Source organism: Lactiplantibacillus plantarum (assembly GCF_014131735.1).
GTDB classification, from domain to species: domain Bacteria; phylum Bacillota; class Bacilli; order Lactobacillales; family Lactobacillaceae; genus Lactiplantibacillus; species Lactiplantibacillus plantarum.
Genome location: NZ_CP039121.1, coordinates 2,853,205 through 2,870,154, shown reverse-complemented (window position 1 = coordinate 2,870,154; position 16,950 = coordinate 2,853,205). Strand labels below are relative to the sequence as shown.

The following is a 16,950-nucleotide window of genomic DNA, read 5'->3' as shown; positions in this document are numbered from 1 at the left end:
TGGATTATGCTAAAGTGAACAAGGTAACAGGTAGTAAGAATATTGTGAATACGGTGATAAAAATACAAAGTTGGTTCTGAAAACTGTAATTGATGGATATGTGATATCAGAAGGAGTTTGGTAAGTATGGATGAAATTATATCGTTTGAATTCTCTAATGGTTCGAAAATTTTAGATAGTAATATCTATGAATATAAAGTAGGTAAAGAAAGCGTTACTAAAATAGACTTGCCGGATAGCAATGGATTTGTGGCTGTTCATAAAGATAATAATAAAACAGAGTATATTAAGGCTCTATATATGAAATTTTGCACAGATAGCCATGTTTAAAAATGGTCAAGCATTAGTTTCGTGATAACGAAAAACGACTGGAAGTAGCTAGCGTAATACCGCTGGGCTACTTCCAGTCGTTTTTTAATTCCAGTTATACTCGTACCTGATGTTCAATCGTAAATAATGTCGGGTCCAACTGGGCAATTAGTGGGGAGACATCACCGATGCTGAGCAATGTCAAGTGGTGCATCGCTCGTGACGCAATCGTATATAAGATGCCAACTGAATCCGCATCGGGATAATTGGTAGCGGAGACATCGTATGCGACCACCGCGTCAAATTCTAACCCCTTTGCAAGGTAGATTGGCATAACAATCACGCCTTGTGGCATGGTACGGTCGCTATCGGCCATCAACGTTGTTACTGTATAGCGCTTCAGGTATTGGTAGACCTGCTTGCTTTCTGCTAAATCTTTAGTTAGTACGGCAACGGTGTTAGTTGCCTTGAGCTGATGTTCAACTTCGCTACGCAGACTGCTGAGAGCGGCGTCTTCGCCATAGCGAATCATGACCTTAGGTAAATCGCCTTTACGTGTGAACGCTTGAATCTGGTCGCCGTCGGGTAATAGCGCTTTAGCAAAGTTCGTAATCTGTTCGGTTGAACGGTAGCTCTTATTCAACGTAATCAAGTTCGCCCGTCGGACATTGAAAGCATCCTTGAGGCGTTCCAGTAATTGCTGTGGTAACTCAATCCCCTTGAATAATGCTTGTTCACTGTCACCTAACAGTGTGAACTTAGCTAGTGGGAACGCGTGCTTGATATATAACAGTTGTGCTAGCGAATAGTCTTGCATCTCATCGACAAAGATATATTGCATCCGCCGGTTCTGACCACTGCCAGTTAGGACATCGCGTAATAACAATAGTGGCGCGCAGTCAACCAGAGCAATCCGATGGTACTCAACGGCGGCCTGGTAAGCGGCAATTCGTTGTTGCCATTGGTCAGACGTCACGGTAGTGGGCCAATCAACTTGCGCTAAGAAATCGTTATATTGTTCATAGGTGTCTAAGAAGTAACCATTATAGATCGCATCGTAGACTTGCCGCAGTCGTTTGGTCACGATTTGCTTACCAATATAGAAGACTTCATCGTCGAGTGATTGAAAATCACCGCGGCGCTTGGAACCTAATAAGTCGTGGTAAGCTTCGTCGCTCAATTGGTCAATGATATCATTGACCCAGTCAGCTTGGGCTTCATCGTCAATGCGATGCTTTAAGCGTTTAATCAAAGTGTTCTTGATTGCTAGGAAACGGTCAGCTGGTTGCATCGCTGCTGGTAAGGCCGTCGCAATCTTTGTAATGACCTCTTTAGCGAAGAAGATTTCGCCATTAAAGACGATGTTGGTGAAGCGTAATTGGTCGGCTGGTAGCTGATGGCAATATTGATCGACTTGGCGCATAAAGTCGGCGCTTTCTTGAAAATCGCGAATTGCCGGTGTCAGTTGTTCACGCTGGCGGTCACTTTCGTAGCGCTCAAAGAGGCTTTCAACGGTTAGGCCTTGAAAACGTGCACTGAGAAATTCGGCAAGCGTGACTTGACGCATATTGCGCTCCCCTAAACTAGGTAAGACTTCGGAGATGTAGTGACTGAATAAGCGGTTGGGCGAGAATAATACCATTTGGTCCGCTTCTAGGGAAGCCCGTGAGTGGTAGAGCAGAAAAGCGATCCGTTGTAAAATGGCGGACGTCTTTCCAGAGCCGGCAACCCCTTGGACAACTAGTAAGTCACTAGTGGTGTCACGAATAATATCGTTCTGTTCTTTTTGAATGGTTGCTACAATATTTTGCATGTAGGCATCATTTTGTTCTCCAAGGACGGCCTGCAAGATTTCGTCACCGACCGTTTCATTCGTGTCGAACATATTCTTGATCTGACCATGATTAATCTGGAATTGGCGTTTCTTGATCAGCTCGGTCGTCTGTTGCCCGGCCGGCGTTTGGTACTGGACCTGGCCCAGAGTACCATTGTAGTAGACTGAGGAAATCGGGGCGCGCCAGTCGTAAACTAAGAAATTCTGTTCAGCGTCGACAAATGAGGCGGTGCCAATGTATAAACGTTCGGCTTCCTCGTCGGGACTATCTTGAATATCAATGCGCCCAAAATAGGGTGAGTTACTAAGATCTTTCAAGACACCGACTTGCCGTTTCAAGATGGCTTCGGATTCCACGGCGCGTTCAACCATTTGCTTTTGTTGTTGCAGTTCCGCGTTCGTTTCAATCCGGTCATCGACTTCAAACGTGTTGACGGAATTATTATCACCATAGTTTTTCTGAATGACATCGGTTTCGTGATGAGCCTTTGCCAGCAAGTCGTCGGTCTGTTGTGCCCGTTCTTTAACTTGCTCGATGACTCGATCAACCCGTTGTTGTTCGCGTTGTTGCTCTTGATCTGATGTTGCCACGTAGAGGGCCTCCCGTCTGATAATCGTCTAAATCGCTTGAACAATTTTAGGCGGGTTTAGGGATGATGTCAATCAAAGCGCCTGCAAATTCACTGATTTATCAGTAATTGTTGTGAAATGTGATTATGAGTGGCACTAAGGCGTGCTAGCCAACGGTGGGCAAGTTCGGCAGCCTTACGATGGCAAGGCTGAAACTTGCAACCTCTGACTATTTATTCTAATATGATTTTAATCATTCTAATAAAGTGGGTGGAACGAATGCGTGTCGCACTAGCACAACTTAATATTCAGTTTGGAGATCCGGATGCCAACTACGAGCAGATTGAAGTGGCCATTCAACGGGCAGCTGAACAAACTGTTGACGTGATCGTCTTACCGGAGATGTGGAATACCGGTTATGCGTTAACTCGCCTGAATGTCTTGGCGGATGATGATGGGCAGCGAACGTTACAATTACTCAGCAAGTTAGCTCGGCAGTGTCGCGTCAACATTGTCGGTGGCTCAGTCGCGGTCGCTCGCGATGGGCATTACTATAATGAGATGTTAGTCGTCGATCGTCAGGGACAGTTACTGAGTCGTTACGATAAAGTCCACCGGTTTGGGTTAATGGCGGAAGATCGTTATATTACCGCTGGTGAGACCGAGAATGTTTTTGAACTCGACGGAACTGTTGCGATGGGGGCAGTTTGTTATGACATTCGTTTCCCAGAATGGCTTCGTAAACAAGCAGCTCGTGGCCCCCAAGTGATTTTTGTCAGTGCTGAGTGGCCGACAGTGCGGCAGATGCAATGGCGGCTATTACTGCAAGCACGTGCGATTGAAAATCAAGCATTCGTGGTTGCGGTTAACCGCGTTGGCAGTGATCCTGATAATCAATTTGGTGGTCAGTCACTAGTTATTGATCCGCTCGGCCAAATTGTGGCTATCGGTGGTGCCCATGCCCAGTTGATTACGGCCGAGCTTGATTTAACACAAGTTGACCAGGTTCGTGGTCAGATTCCAGTGTTTGAAGACCGGCGCCCGGAATTATACTGAAGCGTAAATGGGGACTGGGGCTGGGAGCACTTAACTGAATTTTAATGGTGTTGAAGGAACGCCCGCTTGAATTTCGATGGGCTTAAACGTGGAAATGACGGTCGGTATGATGAAATGGTAGCGGCTAGTTAGCGCGAATGATGCCCAGAATTTATTTTGACACGGTCAGGTATAACCAGTACACTAGAACTAATTAATCGTTGAAGAAAAGAACAGTAAGGCGTCCAATAACAGAGACCTAGCGCGTGCTGAAAGCTGGGGCGGACTAATGAATTGGCTTTTTGGAGATTCGGTGAACACCGGGGACCCACCCTTATCGGTCAATGAGTGGCAGAGACAAGCTTTCTGCAATTTAGGTGGTACCACGGTGATGCGTCCTAATTAACTAGTATTAGTTGATCAGGCGCTTTTTTAGTGCCAATAGAAAGGATGAATACAATGACAAAAAAAGTGATTTTAACGGGTGATCGCCCCACTGGTAAGCTGCATATCGGGCACTATGTCGGTTCATTACGTAACCGGGTCGCATTACAAGATTCTGGGGACTATGACTCATATATTATGATTGCGGATAACCAGGCGTTGACGGATAATGCGCATGATCCCGAAAAAATTCGTAAAAGTTTATTACAAGTTGCGATGGACTACTTGGCAGTGGGAATCGATCCCCAAAAGTCAACGATCTTAGTCCAGTCTCAAATTCCAGCATTAACTGACATGATGAATCAATACTTGAACTTAGTGACGGTAGCGCGCTTGAATCGTAACCCAACTGTGAAGACGGAAATCAAGCAAAAAGCTTTTGGTGAAAGTGTTCCTGCCGGTTTCTTTGTTTATCCAGTCAGTCAGGCCGCTGATATTACGGCTTTCAAGGCGACGACCGTTCCCGTTGGTGACGATCAAGAACCAATGCTCGAACAGACCCGTGAAATCGTACGGAGCTTCAATAAGACTTACCAAACTGACACGTTGGTCGAACCTGAAGGCTACTTCCCACCAAAGGGCTTGGGCCGAATCCCTGGACTTGACGGCAATGCCAAAATGAGTAAATCACTAGGAAATGCGATTTACCTTTCTGACGATGCCGATACTTTGAAGAAGAAAGTCATGTCCATGTATACCGATCCTGATCATATTCATATTGAAGATCCGGGTAAGGTCGAAGGTAACGTGGTCTTCACGTATCTTGATATTTTCGATGAAGACAAGGCCAAGGTCGCAGACTTGAAGGCCGCCTACCAACATGGTGGCTTGGGTGACGTTAAGATTAAACGCTACTTGATGGACGTGTTGGACGGTGTATTGCGGCCAATCCGCGAACGGCGTGCAATTTACGAAGCTGATCCAGCTCAAGTCTTACAAATTTTGAAGGATGGTACAGCGAAAGCGAACGTGGTCGCTGACCAAACGTGGCGTGAGATGCAAGACGCCATTGGAATTAATTATTTTAAATAAATCATGGTAGAAAAAAGTGCAACTGACCGTCGGATGTGTGAAGACGGTGAGTTGCACTTTTTTGTAGACCCTTAATATATGGGGCTTTCCGGTAAATTAATAACGATGGCCCAACGCATCACGGTTGCGAATTAAAAAGAAAAGGCAGACTAAATTGAAAATTAGGCTGATTTCGTTTGCTTTCTTACATGAATGATTGTAAAAAAGTGCTTGTTAAAATAAGTTTTTGGCAAGAAAAGGGGTGGTAAGGAATTCGAAAGCGCTTGCTGTGGCTGCCTTTAGTCATAATATAAATTCATTGGTATAAAATTACGAAAAATAAAGCGTTTTCATATATTCTGTGATAATATAATTTGTGGGCACAAGTTTTACAAGCACCTACTAATTTATCGAAAGGAGGTTTAGTCATGTATCAGGCAATTGCGCAGGCAATCATTAAATCGATAATGGCGGATGAATATCCGACTAAGTTACCAACCGAAAAAGTGTTAATGGCGCAGTACAACGCCAGTCGCAATACGATTCGTAAAGCGATTGATGTGGTCTTCCGGCATGGGTTGTTGCGTCGTGTGCAGGGGAGCGGCAATTTTATTATCAAACAACCGCAGAACACGAAGAAAGTGCTCAACTTATCGATTGGATTTGACCAGTCCGCCATGGTTGAGGGTGGACCATTAGTATCAAAAGTTGTCACGTTTGATAAAGTGACAGCGGATGAAACTTTAGCACAACAAGGGAACATTGCGCTTGGCGACGAGGTTTATCGGGTGGTGCGATTACGTTATTTGAATGACATCTTGTATGACCTGGAAGAGTCTTATTTTCCGCGAACGGTCGTCCCGTTCTTATCGAGTGAGAGCGTGCAGCATTCAATCTTCGCCTTCTTGCGAGAGGCATATGGTATTACGGGGAGCACCACGGAAAACTACGTCCATCAAGTGCGGGTGGACGCGCAACGGGCGGAGTTGATCGGTTGCCCAGATGGTGACAAAACGTTGTGCTTGGAAGCAATCAATTACTTGGCTAATGGGACGGTCTTTAACTTCTCCAGGACGTTCTTCGTCTATCCAGATTTAGAACTCTACTACCATACCGAAAATATTGATTTACAAAACTAGTACGGGGGTGACGCAACAGTTGTGTTGGGTCACTAACTAGCGAAAACCTACATTAGGAGTGAGGGGTATATTATGAATTCATTTATCGAATGGCTTAACAAACACTTAGTGCCAGTTGCGGCCAAGATTGGTGCAGTTCGGTGGTTGATCGCATTACGTGACGCGTTTATAGCAATTATGCCGGCAATGATGGCCGGGTCGATCGCCACGGTTCTGAACGCTTTAGTTCGAGATATTCCAACGAAGTTCGGTTGGATGGGCATTGTTAATTCGATGCAGTGGTTGATTGGAATTAATGCGATGGTTTGGACGGGGACGTTAGCCATCTTAGGTCTGATTTTCTCATTTACATTCGGGTATCAATTGGCAATCCAGTACAAAGTTGAACCAGTTACTGGTGGGATCGTGACACTTGGAACTTTCATCATGAGTTTGCCACAAAACTTTACCGGCACGTTGACGAGTACGTTGAGCAAGGGCGCTACTAAGATTTTGACGGACTCTGGCATGGCGGTTGCTGGCAAAAAGGTGACGGCTTGGGGTTACTTCAACTTCAACACGTACTTTGGTTCGTATGGTTTCTTTACGGTCATGATTTTAGGGGCCATTGCGAGTGCCGTTTACATTGCTTTGATGAAGAAACACATTACAATCAAGATGCCAGATTCTGTGCCACCGGCAGTTGCAAACGCCTTCACTGGGGTTATCCCAGCCGCCGCTGCATTTTATGTCGTTGGGATTATTAACTGGATCTTCAGTAAATTCAACACCACGGTGATTGAATGGATCGCGAAGATTATTCAAGAACCACTATTGAATATGAGTCAAGGGTACGGCGCCGTCCTCTTAATGACGCTGTTAGTTCAAGTTTTCTGGTTCTTCGGGATTCATGGTTCCAATGTCCTGGCACCAATCTTGGACGGAATCTGGTTGACGGCTCAGCTTGCTAATGTTAACGCTTACCAAGCTGGCAAAGCCTTGCCATACGTTTGGACGCGGAACTGTTTTGACTTATATGCATGGATTGGTGGGGCCGGCTCGACCTTACTATTATTAGTAGCGATTTTAGTATTTAGTAAACGAGACGACCAACGTTCAGTGGCTAAGTTGGCGATTGGCCCCGGATTCTTTAATATTAACGAACCCGTGATGTTCGGGATGCCAATTGTACTTGACCCAATCTACTTTATTCCGTTCGTTTTAGCACCAGTTGTGACTGTTTCGATCGCCTACGCTGCTTTATCAGCTGGGTGGGTCGCACCGATTACGAACAATATCGTTTGGTCAATGCCACCGATTATGAACGCCTTAGTTGCCACAATGGACTGGCGGTCAGTGGTCTTACAATTATTTAATGCCGCCGTTGCCTTTGCGATTTACGTGCCATTCGTTAAGGCTGCCAACAAGATTAAACCAGCAGCGATTGGAGAATAGATTGTCATGAAAAGCTTAAAGCAGTGTTTACTCATCGGGATGAACCTTGGATTATTAGCCGTTATCTTAAGTCCCCTGGCCGGAACGACCGGTCAATGGGTGACGCTCGGATTAGGTTTAGCGGTCAGCGCAGCACTTTTCGTCGTTTATCGGCGAGTGGGTCAGATAGAAAGGAGCCACCAGAATGCAGATTAAATTAACTTTGAACGCCCCTGTGGATTATTTATACCAACAGTTGATCGATTCCGCGCGGGCTGATATTCAGCAGCAAACGGGTCGGCCGGCGCCACGGCAGAGCTTACAAGGCTATGAGTATGCCAAACAGTGGTCCAACGGTCTGACCGGTAATTTGAAGATTACCCACGCGCAACCCGGTGTTCGATATGCGTATGAATTAGAAACGCCCCGCGATCATTACGGCGTCGATTATCAATTCGCACCGGACACTGATGGTCACCAAACTGTCTTAGAATATGCCGAAACCTTTTTAGGCAAGGATAAGAAGACGAATGCCAATAATAAGCTTGGCGTGCTATTCTTAGGATGGTTCCGTAAACGCCGCTTTAAGAAGATGATGAATCAGATGGCTGCTAGTTATAATCAATAAGCAGGCTGGATTCAAAAATTGATTTCGTTAGAAGAGTGCTGTAAATCCGTAAGTGGATTTACAGTACTTTTTTGAACAGATATGGTACACAGCGTTTCAGATGTGGTCGTGATACCATCACGATGGAACAAGTGAGCAACTGCATTGTAAGCGCTTTTAAAACGCATGTAGTTCACTTATACTAGCTTTTGTAAGTTAAATCAAAGGGAGGAACAACTTATGATGAACGGTTTTAACGTGTTTATGGAAAAACACATTGTACCATTTGCAGTCAAGTTGAATGAACAGCGACATGTCGCGGCAATCCGTGATGCTTTTATGTACACATTCCCAATTACAATGGCTGCATCGTTAGTTATTTTAATTAATAACTTAGTTTTTTCAAAAACGGGGTTTATTGCACAAATCTTATTTTTACCCAAATTTTTTCCACACTTGGAAAATGCCCAAAAGTTATTAACCTCAGTAACTAACGGAACGATGAATATTTTATCGATTTTTATTGCGTATCTGGTGGCACGGAATTTGGCCAAATATTTTAAAGCTGATGACATGTTAGTAGGGATGACGGGGATTGCCTGCTTCATGATTTTATACTCACCATCAATTATCAAAGACGGTGTAACCTATTTGCCAACGACTTATTTAGGTGCACAAGGGCTGTTTGTTGCAATGATAGTAGGTGGCTTAGTTGGAGAATTTTTACCACGGCTAACGCGCATTAAGAAAATGCAAATCAAAATGCCTGAGATGGTTCCGCCGGCAGTTGCACGGTCTTTCAATGGCTTAATTCCTATCGTTATTATGATTATGCTGTTTTCTATGTTGAACTATGGGTTATCACTAATTTCACCACAAGGAATCAATGATATTATTTATAAATCAATTCAAACACCATTAACCCACATTGGGGTCAACTTATTTGGCGTTATCATTATTGCTATTGTTCAAAATCTTTTGTGGCTTGTCGGTATCCATGGTCCAAACACGTTGAACGCGTTACGATCAATTATTTTTACTGAAGCTGATTTGAAAAACCAAACGTTTATTAACGCTCATGGTACAGCTTGGGGTGTGCCCAACCGTGCAACCTGGAGTGTGTTGAATGATGTCTTCGCCAATATGGGTGGTAGTGGGATGACACTTGGCTTGATTATTGCTATCTTCCTCGTCTCAAGGCGTAAAGATTATCGTGAGATTGCTAAATTGGCATTAGTGCCCGGCCTCTTCAATATTAACGAACCGCTAATGTTCGGTTTACCAATTGTTTTGAATCCAATTATGGCGATTCCATTCGTTCTAACACCAGTGATCAATATCTTGGTTGGCTATACAGTGACAGTTATTTTTAACTGGATACCGACGCCGGCTTTTGGATTGACATGGACAACACCGGGACCACTGATGCCGTTCTTGGGGACTGGTGGCAATTGGCTTGGCCTGATTATTGGATTTGTTTGTTTGGGAATTTCCGTGTTGACGTACATGCCATTTGTACTCGCTGCCAATAAGATGATGGCTGCAGATAGTCAATCTAAACAAGATACGGATACGACGACAGAAACGGTTAAAGCATAGTTTAAAAGGAGTTTAACATGACGATTAAAGGACGAGCGTTTCCAGAAGGGTTCTTATGGGGTGGCGCAGTGGCTGCACATCAACTCGAAGGTGGTTATAAAGAGGGCGGCAAGGGTCTCAGTACGGCAGATATTATGACATTAGGGACGAATGAGCGCCCTCGTGAAATTACGGACGGAGTAGTGGCTGGCAAGTATTATCCTAATCATCAGGCAATTGATTTTTATCATCGTTATCCCGAAGATATTGAATTGTTTGCTGAAATGGGGTTTAAGTGTTTTCGAACATCGATTGCCTGGACGCGGATCTTCCCCAATGGTGATGAAAGCGAACCGAATGAAGCTGGATTACAATTTTATGATGATTTATTTGATGAATGCCTTAAAAATGGGATTCAACCAGTAGTGACACTAGCACACTTTGAAATGCCATATCACTTAGTTAAGCAATACGGTGGGTGGCGTAATCGTAAGCTTATTCAATTCTATTTAAACTTTGCAAAAGTATGTTTTGAACGTTATCGAGATAAAGTAACGTACTGGATGACTTTTAATGAAATCAACAATCAAACTAATTTTGAATCAGACGGTGCCATGTTAACAGATTCTGGAATCATTCATCAACCAGGAGAAAACCGTGAACGCTGGATGTATCAGGCGGCTCACTATGAACTGGTGGCGAGTGCCGCGGCGGTACAGTTAGGCCATCAGATTAATCCAGATTTTCAAATCGGTTGTATGATTGCGATGTGTCCGATCTATCCGCTTACAGCAGCACCAGCAGACGTCTTATTTGCGCAACGAGCGATGCAAACCCGATTTTATTTTGCCGATGTTCATTGCAATGGCACTTACCCACAATGGTTGCGTAATCGTTTTGAGTCGGAGCATTTTAACTTGGACATTACGGCAGAAGATTTGAAAATCTTGCAAGCTGGAACGGTAGATTATATTGGATTTAGCTATTACATGTCGTTTACTGTGAAGGACACAGGAAAGCTAGCTTATAATGAAGAACATGATTTAGTTAAAAATCCATATGTTAAGGCTAGTGATTGGGGCTGGCAAGTTGATCCCGTTGGGTTACGCTATGCTATGAATTGGTTCACGGATCGTTACCATTTGCCACTGTTTATCGTGGAAAACGGTTTAGGCGCAATTGATAAGAAGACGGCAGATAACCAGATACATGACGATTATCGGATTGACTATTTAACGGATCATTTACGACAAATTAAGCTGGCAGTTCTGGAAGATGGGGTTGATTTAATTGGGTATACGCCATGGGGGTGCATTGATTTAGTTGCGGCTAGTACTGGTCAAATGTCCAAACGCTATGGGTTTATCTATGTTGATGAGAACGATGATGGTTCAGGTAGTCTAAAACGTTATAAAAAGGATTCATTTACTTGGTTTCAACATGTGATTGCGACAAATGGTGCCGAAATTGAGTAGTGCGATTTGGGTATGACGATGGTCATTAATTATTGACTAGTGCTTAATTAATGATGTTTGAAATAGTTGTCAATGGCCAGCTTTGATAGCTGGCCATTGGGCGTTTAGGAGGACTGTTAAATGACAATGTATATTGGAATTGATATTGGTGGTACTTCAATCAAGTGCGGCCTAGTTGATGCTCATGGACATATTAGTCGTAAAGTAACACGACCGACTGCCACAGCAAAGGTAGACATTATGGCCGATTTAGTTGCGATGATTCAAGGACTACAAGCAGATGGACAAGTTGCTGGTATTGGAGTTAGCATGCCGGGAGTTGTTCAAAGTGACGGCTTCTTGACGACGGCAGGTGCGGTCACGGCGTTTGAAAAAATTAACTTGCAAGCTGAGTTACATGCACAGACGCAGTTACCGGTCATTATTGAAAATGATGCCAACGCAGCGGCTATTGCTGAGCAATGGCTGGGAGTAGCTCAGAATGTGCCTAATTATTTAAGCTTGGTTCTTGGAACCGGGGTCGGTGGGGCACTGGTTATCAATAATCAGATTTATCGGGGTGCACACGCGCGTTCAGGCGAATTTGGTTGGATGGTTGTTGACGATGATGAGATTGATACTGAAATGGGAACCCTTAATTTCCGGGGTGCAACAGTTATCGGTCTCATACGACGTTATAATCAGTTTAGTGCGATGCCGGTTACTGACGCGCGCGAGATTTTTGACCGAGCAGATGCGGGAGAAGTGCTGGCACAACATGTCTTTCATAGCTACTATTACAGTTTGGCTAAAGGAATCATTAATTTAATGGTTGCTTTTGATCCCGAATTAGTCGTAATTGGTGGTGGCATTAGTGCGAACACGACCTTTATGACTGATTTGAATGCAACGATTGCAGACTTACAGGCTAATCATAATAGTATTAATCATTTGACTTTGGCATCAGTAGTACCAGCTAAATTGCGGAATGATGCTGGGATGATTGGGGCAGTGTATCAGTTGATTAAGCGTGGTTAAAAAGGCGGATCAAACTGGTTTATTAAAATAGGGTGACACGTATTTTAATTTAAAAAATGAAAAAGCTTGAATGCTAGATGTTTTTTAGAAGCGGTTACGCATTTATGGTAATCTAGTGAATAGATTATTAGATAGGGTGGTGGCTAACCGTGGCATTCTTTGGCTATAAGGATATCGATAAGTTATCTGGAGTAGATTTAGCAATTTATCGATTTATTGTGGAGCATGATGAGCAAATCCCGTATATGCGAGTCCGTGAGTTAGCGCGGGGTGCGCACGTTTCTAATTCGTCAGTCATGCGCTTTATTCGTAAAATTGGGTATGATAGTTTTCCAGAATTTAAAGTATCGCTACGCAGTGAAACGCCCATTCAAAAGCCGGATGCTCCAGGTATTCAGTTTGTTCAACCGAGTGCCTTTCCTGCAGATATTACTAAGATTATTCGACTGGCAGCTCAGTTGATGGTCAATGCGGATAATATCGTGTTTGTTGGTATCGGAGCATCAGCGGCGTTGGGCGAGTATGCTTCACGTCAAACGTCATCATTAGGATTTAATAGTTATGTCGTCAAGGATCCTTTCTATCCACTATTACCACAATTACGTAATACTAGTAATAACGTTTTGGTGGCAGTGTCAGTCTCCGGTCAGACGTCTGAGTTGGTTGAAATGCTTAATGACTTTGTGAATAATCCTGAAGTCAATATTATTAGTATTACGAGTAATCTTGAGAGTACGATTGCTCGAATGAGTCGATATGCGTTAACGTATCGGGCGACTGAGGAGCGTATTCATCAATATTATGACTTAACTAGTCAAGTGCCATGCCTTTACATTATTGAGGCACTGTTACGGGAACTTCGTCATCAAGAAGTCGTCCAACACCGGTTTGAGTAAACTTTTAATTTATTTAGCCAGCAAACGTCATTCCTGCAAAGCAGGCATATCAATGCTAAAATTAAAAGCATTCAATCCAAAAGTTAAACTAGTGATAAGGGAGTATGAGAACGTGACAGCAACACCATTCTGGTCGCAAATTGCGGCCCAAGCCAAGGCAGACGGGCGACCATTTTTTACGATGGCCCCGATGGAAGCCGTTAGTAATACTGTTTTTCGGCAAGTCATTAGCCATGCCGCTGCTCCAGATACGTTTTTTAGTGAATTCGTCTATGCTAAGAGTATTACGAACCCGAATACGAAGTTTCCGGTGCATGGTCGTTTGTACGTGGCGGCAGCTGAGTCGCAAAAACCGGTCGTTCAACTGTGGGGTAACGAAGCGGCTGACTTTGCTTCGGCTACAGCTGAACTTCGTGACCGGGGCTTTAAAGCAGTTGATATCAATATGGGCTGCCCGGATGGGACGGTCATCAAAAATCATGGTGGCAGCGATTTGATTCGCAATCCGCAGTGGGCTGAAGACGTGATTGCGGCTGCAAAGACGTCGGGACTGGCCGTTAGTGCGAAGACGCGCTTAGGTTACAGTAAAGTTGCTGAATATCATGACTGGATTGCAACGTTGTTATCGCAACATGTGGCAGTCTTGACCGTTCACTTGCGGACCAAACAGGAAATGAGTAAGGTACCCGCACACTTTGAAGTTATCGATGACTTGATTAAAATGCGTGATGCGATCGCCCCGGAAACGTTACTCCAGATTAATGGTGACGTGGCTGATTATCAGGCCGGGGTGGCGTTAGCCAAAGCACATCCTGGATTAGATGGTATCATGATTGGTCGGGGAGTGTTCGCGAATCCGTTTGCGTTTGAGTCCCAGCCCCAATCGCATGATTTGCATGAACTATTGGGTTTACTGAACATGCAGCTCGACTTGTTCGATGACTTTGCCACCCGTTATGACGTGCCACGTTTTCCGTCCTTAAAACGGTTCTTTAAAATCTATGCGCGCCCAGAACTAGGCGCTACTGACCTGCGTAACACGATGATGGATGCCAAGTCAACGGATGATGTACGCAAAATTTTAGCGGCTTATCAAGCCAAAATGCGGGTGACCAATCACAGTTAGTGTCAGCAGCAGACAGGTTGATTAAGGCAGTAATACGTTAATAAACTTCAATCTTATTATATAGAAACATCTCGATATCGGCAGTGAGTGCTAATGTTGGGATGTTTTTGTATCTAAAGGGGTATGACAATTGTATTCAAATTTAGGCCCTTGTTAGGAGTTGGTCCAACAGCTGTTCAATTCGACGTTTTTTTAGAAAAAAACTTAGTCACTTTTAAGTGGAACAGGCGTCAATTGACGTAAATAATGACTGATGGCAATGACTAGCGGAGTAATTACGGACGATTGCCGTGTCTATCTGATTAATGAGGAGGTGCTCAATAACAAGTTTCGGTCACGTGATAGTGTTAATTTTTGCTTGTAGCTCAGCTAATTAGGATGATTGTAACATCATTTAAAACGATTGTAACATTACTGCGTTACAATCGAAGAAAACATGTTACAATCATTTGAATGGAGGGGGCGAAGAATGTGATAAAGCTTGTTAACCAACTAGAACATATTAGTCAAAGTACGGGTATCCCGGTAACTATTGGCGAATCGGTTTCAACGTCGACATTGTCGTTGAGTCGTTCGGATCAAAATAATACGGTGGTTGTGCAGGGGACAATCCTTGATAAGCCGGTCCTTTTTATGTCTTATGGTGGTCAGCGCGATTTGCGGCCACTAGGGCTCTATGCACGAGTTAGTCAGGTAAATCGAGACCCATTGGTGTTTATTTTTCCTCAGCTTTCCGCCAATGAGCGTCACGAATATTTGAAAAACAGAATGCCATTTATGACATCAGATGGTGAAATGTTTTTGCCGTTTATGGGGACACGGTTATTACCTGAAGCCGTGAATGACTCACCTGGAATAGCGGGCAATCCTTTAGCCTCCGCGGCACAACGACTAGCATTAACCATCGTATTAGCACAGTTGATTTTTGAACGTCATCCAGAGAAGGCCAAAGTATGTCCCGAGTTAGCAGCCTTCAGAACGACTGATGACCGTTTCTTGATCAAAAGCGGACAATGCTTTGCATCAACGATTGGCAAGCAAGTTAGCATCAATAATCGAGTTACCTTTAGTCGAGCGGTTAAACCGTTAGTTGCACATGGTTGGCTGAAGTCAATCGGCGAGACTAAGGAGCGCGTCTATACTTGCGAGTTAGATAGCCGCCGTTTTTTTGATCAGATAGCGCCATTCTTAGTGTCGCCAGTTCAATCTGTTGACTTGGTGCAGTTGGCGAAAGCATCAGTTGAATCAGCTAGTAAGAATTTTCTTTATTCCGGCCTTACTGGTTTATCTAAAGTGACGATGATCAGTGATAATCGGAAGCAACAGACAGTTATTATGGACCGTTCTCGACGGCAAACCTTGAGGACAACGGTTGACGCAGATACCGATGAGCGGAAAGTCGCTTGTGAGGTGCAAGTTTCAAAGTATCAGCTCAGCGGTTTTAACACATTGTTTAGACTAATTGCCAATTATCCTAAGAATGTGTTGGATCCCTTTCATTTATACGTACTATTTAGAAATGATATGGACGAGCGGACTCAAGGCGAAGCCGAAGAATTGGTTGATCAAATTTGGAACGGAGCATAAGGTGATGCTATTTCACAAGTTCTTTGACTTTTTCGAAGGCTATGAAGATTGTTACGTTATTATTGGTGGCAATGCTGCCGCAATTTGGTTAGCGCAAGATCATCAGGATTTTAGAGCGACCCAGGATTACGATATGGTCGTCATATTTGAAAATAGTCAACTGGGCTTTTCACAAAAGTTTGATGACTTTATCGAGAAATATGGCTACTTGTGTGCTGAGATAGGGGGTGATGTGAATAAGAAGAAAGTGTATTACCGGTTTGCGTTAGATCCTGCACTTGCGGTCACGGGCGTCCCCCAACAGATTGAATTGTTTTCAAAGATACCATTGCGCTATGAACTTAGATTACCGACAGAGACAATGCCGTTACATTTTGCAACGGGCCCTAGTTTGTCGGCGATTGTATTAAATGATGATTACTATAGCTTGTTGAAGCAATGCCAGCAAAAGATTGGCCATGTTTCTATCTTAAGCGTACCCGGATTGATCTACTTTAAAGCCAAAGCTCATCTTGATATTCGGCAACGGTTAGCAAATGGTGATAAATTACGTCATCGTGCTAATAAGAACAAACATTATAAGGATGTCTGCCGGTTGTGTGATTTGATTATTGAGAATCAAACGTTCGACTCAAAGGTCGTACCAAGGACTTGTCAGAATGATTTAAAAAGTTTTATTCAGCTGGTTGAAGCAGAGCCCGAGCAAATATTCAAAAAACGATTTAAATCAGATCCCGATTTTGACTTAAACCGGGACGAAGTTGTTCGAGTTCTCCGATCGTTACTGCCAACTAGCTAGTCTAATGAACCCAAAATGAACGGCCCTAGTCAAAACACTAGCGTCGTTCATTTTGGGCTTTTTGATATTTTTTGGTGTGCAATCCGGCCCTAGAAGTCACAGTGTTACAT

The 16,950-nt window shown here is 43.8% G+C and carries 15 protein-coding genes; 14 read left to right on the top strand and 1 reads right to left on the bottom strand.

The window, feature by feature from the left end; genetic code table 11:
- Positions 1-126: 126 nt before the first annotated feature.
- Positions 127-330, top strand: coding sequence for a hypothetical protein (locus E5260_RS13515; RefSeq protein ID WP_003641993.1), 204 nt, complete (start codon positions 127-129; stop codon positions 328-330).
- 94 nt (positions 331-424) lie between these two features.
- Here the strand turns inward: E5260_RS13515 and helD are convergent, their stop codons facing one another.
- Positions 425-2,734 (bottom strand): RNA polymerase recycling motor HelD, encoded by a 2,310-nt coding sequence (helD, locus tag E5260_RS13510; protein ID WP_003641994.1) that lies wholly within the window; start codon positions 2,732-2,734, stop codon positions 425-427.
- A gap of 258 nt (positions 2,735-2,992) precedes the next feature.
- Between helD and E5260_RS13505 the strand changes: the two genes are divergently transcribed.
- From E5260_RS13505 to E5260_RS13445, 13 genes are all read left to right on the top strand, one after another.
- Positions 2,993-3,769, top strand: coding sequence for a carbon-nitrogen family hydrolase (locus tag E5260_RS13505; protein WP_003643814.1), 777 nt, complete (start codon positions 2,993-2,995; stop codon positions 3,767-3,769).
- 438 nt (positions 3,770-4,207) lie between these two features.
- Complete coding sequence (gene trpS, locus E5260_RS13500) at positions 4,208-5,224, top strand: tryptophan--tRNA ligase (protein WP_003643815.1); 1,017 nt, start codon at positions 4,208-4,210, stop codon at positions 5,222-5,224.
- A gap of 407 nt (positions 5,225-5,631) precedes the next feature.
- Complete coding sequence (locus tag E5260_RS13495) at positions 5,632-6,342, top strand: GntR family transcriptional regulator (protein WP_003641997.1); 711 nt, start codon at positions 5,632-5,634, stop codon at positions 6,340-6,342.
- A gap of 72 nt (positions 6,343-6,414) precedes the next feature.
- Complete coding sequence (locus E5260_RS13490; RefSeq protein WP_003641998.1) at positions 6,415-7,776, top strand: PTS sugar transporter subunit IIC; 1,362 nt, start codon at positions 6,415-6,417, stop codon at positions 7,774-7,776.
- Between the two features lie 6 nt (positions 7,777-7,782).
- Positions 7,783-7,971, top strand: a complete 189-nt coding sequence (locus E5260_RS13485) for a hypothetical protein (RefSeq protein ID WP_003641999.1) — start codon at positions 7,783-7,785, stop codon at positions 7,969-7,971.
- Positions 7,961-8,383 carry a DUF3284 domain-containing protein gene (locus E5260_RS13480; RefSeq protein ID WP_003642000.1) on the top strand — a complete coding sequence of 141 codons (423 nt, stop codon included), beginning with the start codon at positions 7,961-7,963 and terminating at the stop codon, positions 8,381-8,383. Before E5260_RS13485 ends, E5260_RS13480 begins: the two co-directional genes overlap by 11 nt.
- Before the next feature lie 222 nt (positions 8,384-8,605).
- Entirely contained in the window at positions 8,606-9,961 is a 1,356-nt protein-coding gene (locus E5260_RS13475; RefSeq protein ID WP_003643816.1) for a PTS sugar transporter subunit IIC, read from the top strand.
- Between the two features lie 17 nt (positions 9,962-9,978).
- Positions 9,979-11,415 carry a 6-phospho-beta-glucosidase gene (locus E5260_RS13470; protein WP_003642002.1) on the top strand — a complete coding sequence of 479 codons (1,437 nt, stop codon included), beginning with the start codon at positions 9,979-9,981 and terminating at the stop codon, positions 11,413-11,415.
- Between the two features lie 120 nt (positions 11,416-11,535).
- On the top strand, positions 11,536-12,432 hold the full coding sequence (locus tag E5260_RS13465; protein WP_003642003.1) for an ROK family protein: 897 nt from the start codon (positions 11,536-11,538) through the stop codon (positions 12,430-12,432).
- A gap of 149 nt (positions 12,433-12,581) precedes the next feature.
- Positions 12,582-13,328, top strand: coding sequence for a MurR/RpiR family transcriptional regulator (locus E5260_RS13460; RefSeq protein ID WP_003642004.1), 747 nt, complete (start codon positions 12,582-12,584; stop codon positions 13,326-13,328).
- A gap of 112 nt (positions 13,329-13,440) precedes the next feature.
- Positions 13,441-14,454: a tRNA dihydrouridine synthase gene (locus E5260_RS13455; RefSeq protein WP_003643818.1), complete on the top strand. Its 1,014-nt coding sequence runs from the start codon at positions 13,441-13,443 to the stop codon at positions 14,452-14,454.
- 471 nt (positions 14,455-14,925) lie between these two features.
- Entirely contained in the window at positions 14,926-16,041 is a 1,116-nt protein-coding gene (locus E5260_RS13450; RefSeq protein ID WP_003643819.1) for a hypothetical protein, read from the top strand.
- Between the two features lie 4 nt (positions 16,042-16,045).
- Positions 16,046-16,840: a hypothetical protein gene (locus E5260_RS13445; protein ID WP_003643820.1), complete on the top strand. Its 795-nt coding sequence runs from the start codon at positions 16,046-16,048 to the stop codon at positions 16,838-16,840.
- Positions 16,841-16,950 lie beyond the last annotated feature (110 nt).

Excerpts from the sequence above, each read along its gene's own strand:
- E5260_RS13515 (WP_003641993.1), top strand. The coding sequence starts at position 127 with ATGGATGAAATTATATCGTTTGAATTCTCTAATGGTTCGAAAATTTTA.
- E5260_RS13505 (WP_003643814.1), top strand. The coding sequence starts at position 2,993 with ATGCGTGTCGCACTAGCACAACTTAATATTCAGTTTGGAGATCCGGAT.
- trpS (WP_003643815.1), top strand. The coding sequence starts at position 4,208 with ATGACAAAAAAAGTGATTTTAACGGGTGATCGCCCCACTGGTAAGCTG.
- E5260_RS13495 (WP_003641997.1), top strand. The coding sequence starts at position 5,632 with ATGTATCAGGCAATTGCGCAGGCAATCATTAAATCGATAATGGCGGAT.
- E5260_RS13490 (WP_003641998.1), top strand. The coding sequence starts at position 6,415 with ATGAATTCATTTATCGAATGGCTTAACAAACACTTAGTGCCAGTTGCG.
- E5260_RS13485 (WP_003641999.1), top strand. The coding sequence starts at position 7,783 with ATGAAAAGCTTAAAGCAGTGTTTACTCATCGGGATGAACCTTGGATTA.
- E5260_RS13480 (WP_003642000.1), top strand. The coding sequence starts at position 7,961 with ATGCAGATTAAATTAACTTTGAACGCCCCTGTGGATTATTTATACCAA.
- E5260_RS13475 (WP_003643816.1), top strand. The coding sequence starts at position 8,606 with ATGAACGGTTTTAACGTGTTTATGGAAAAACACATTGTACCATTTGCA.
- E5260_RS13470 (WP_003642002.1), top strand. The coding sequence starts at position 9,979 with ATGACGATTAAAGGACGAGCGTTTCCAGAAGGGTTCTTATGGGGTGGC.
- E5260_RS13465 (WP_003642003.1), top strand. The coding sequence starts at position 11,536 with ATGACAATGTATATTGGAATTGATATTGGTGGTACTTCAATCAAGTGC.
- E5260_RS13445 (WP_003643820.1), top strand. The coding sequence starts at position 16,046 with ATGCTATTTCACAAGTTCTTTGACTTTTTCGAAGGCTATGAAGATTGT.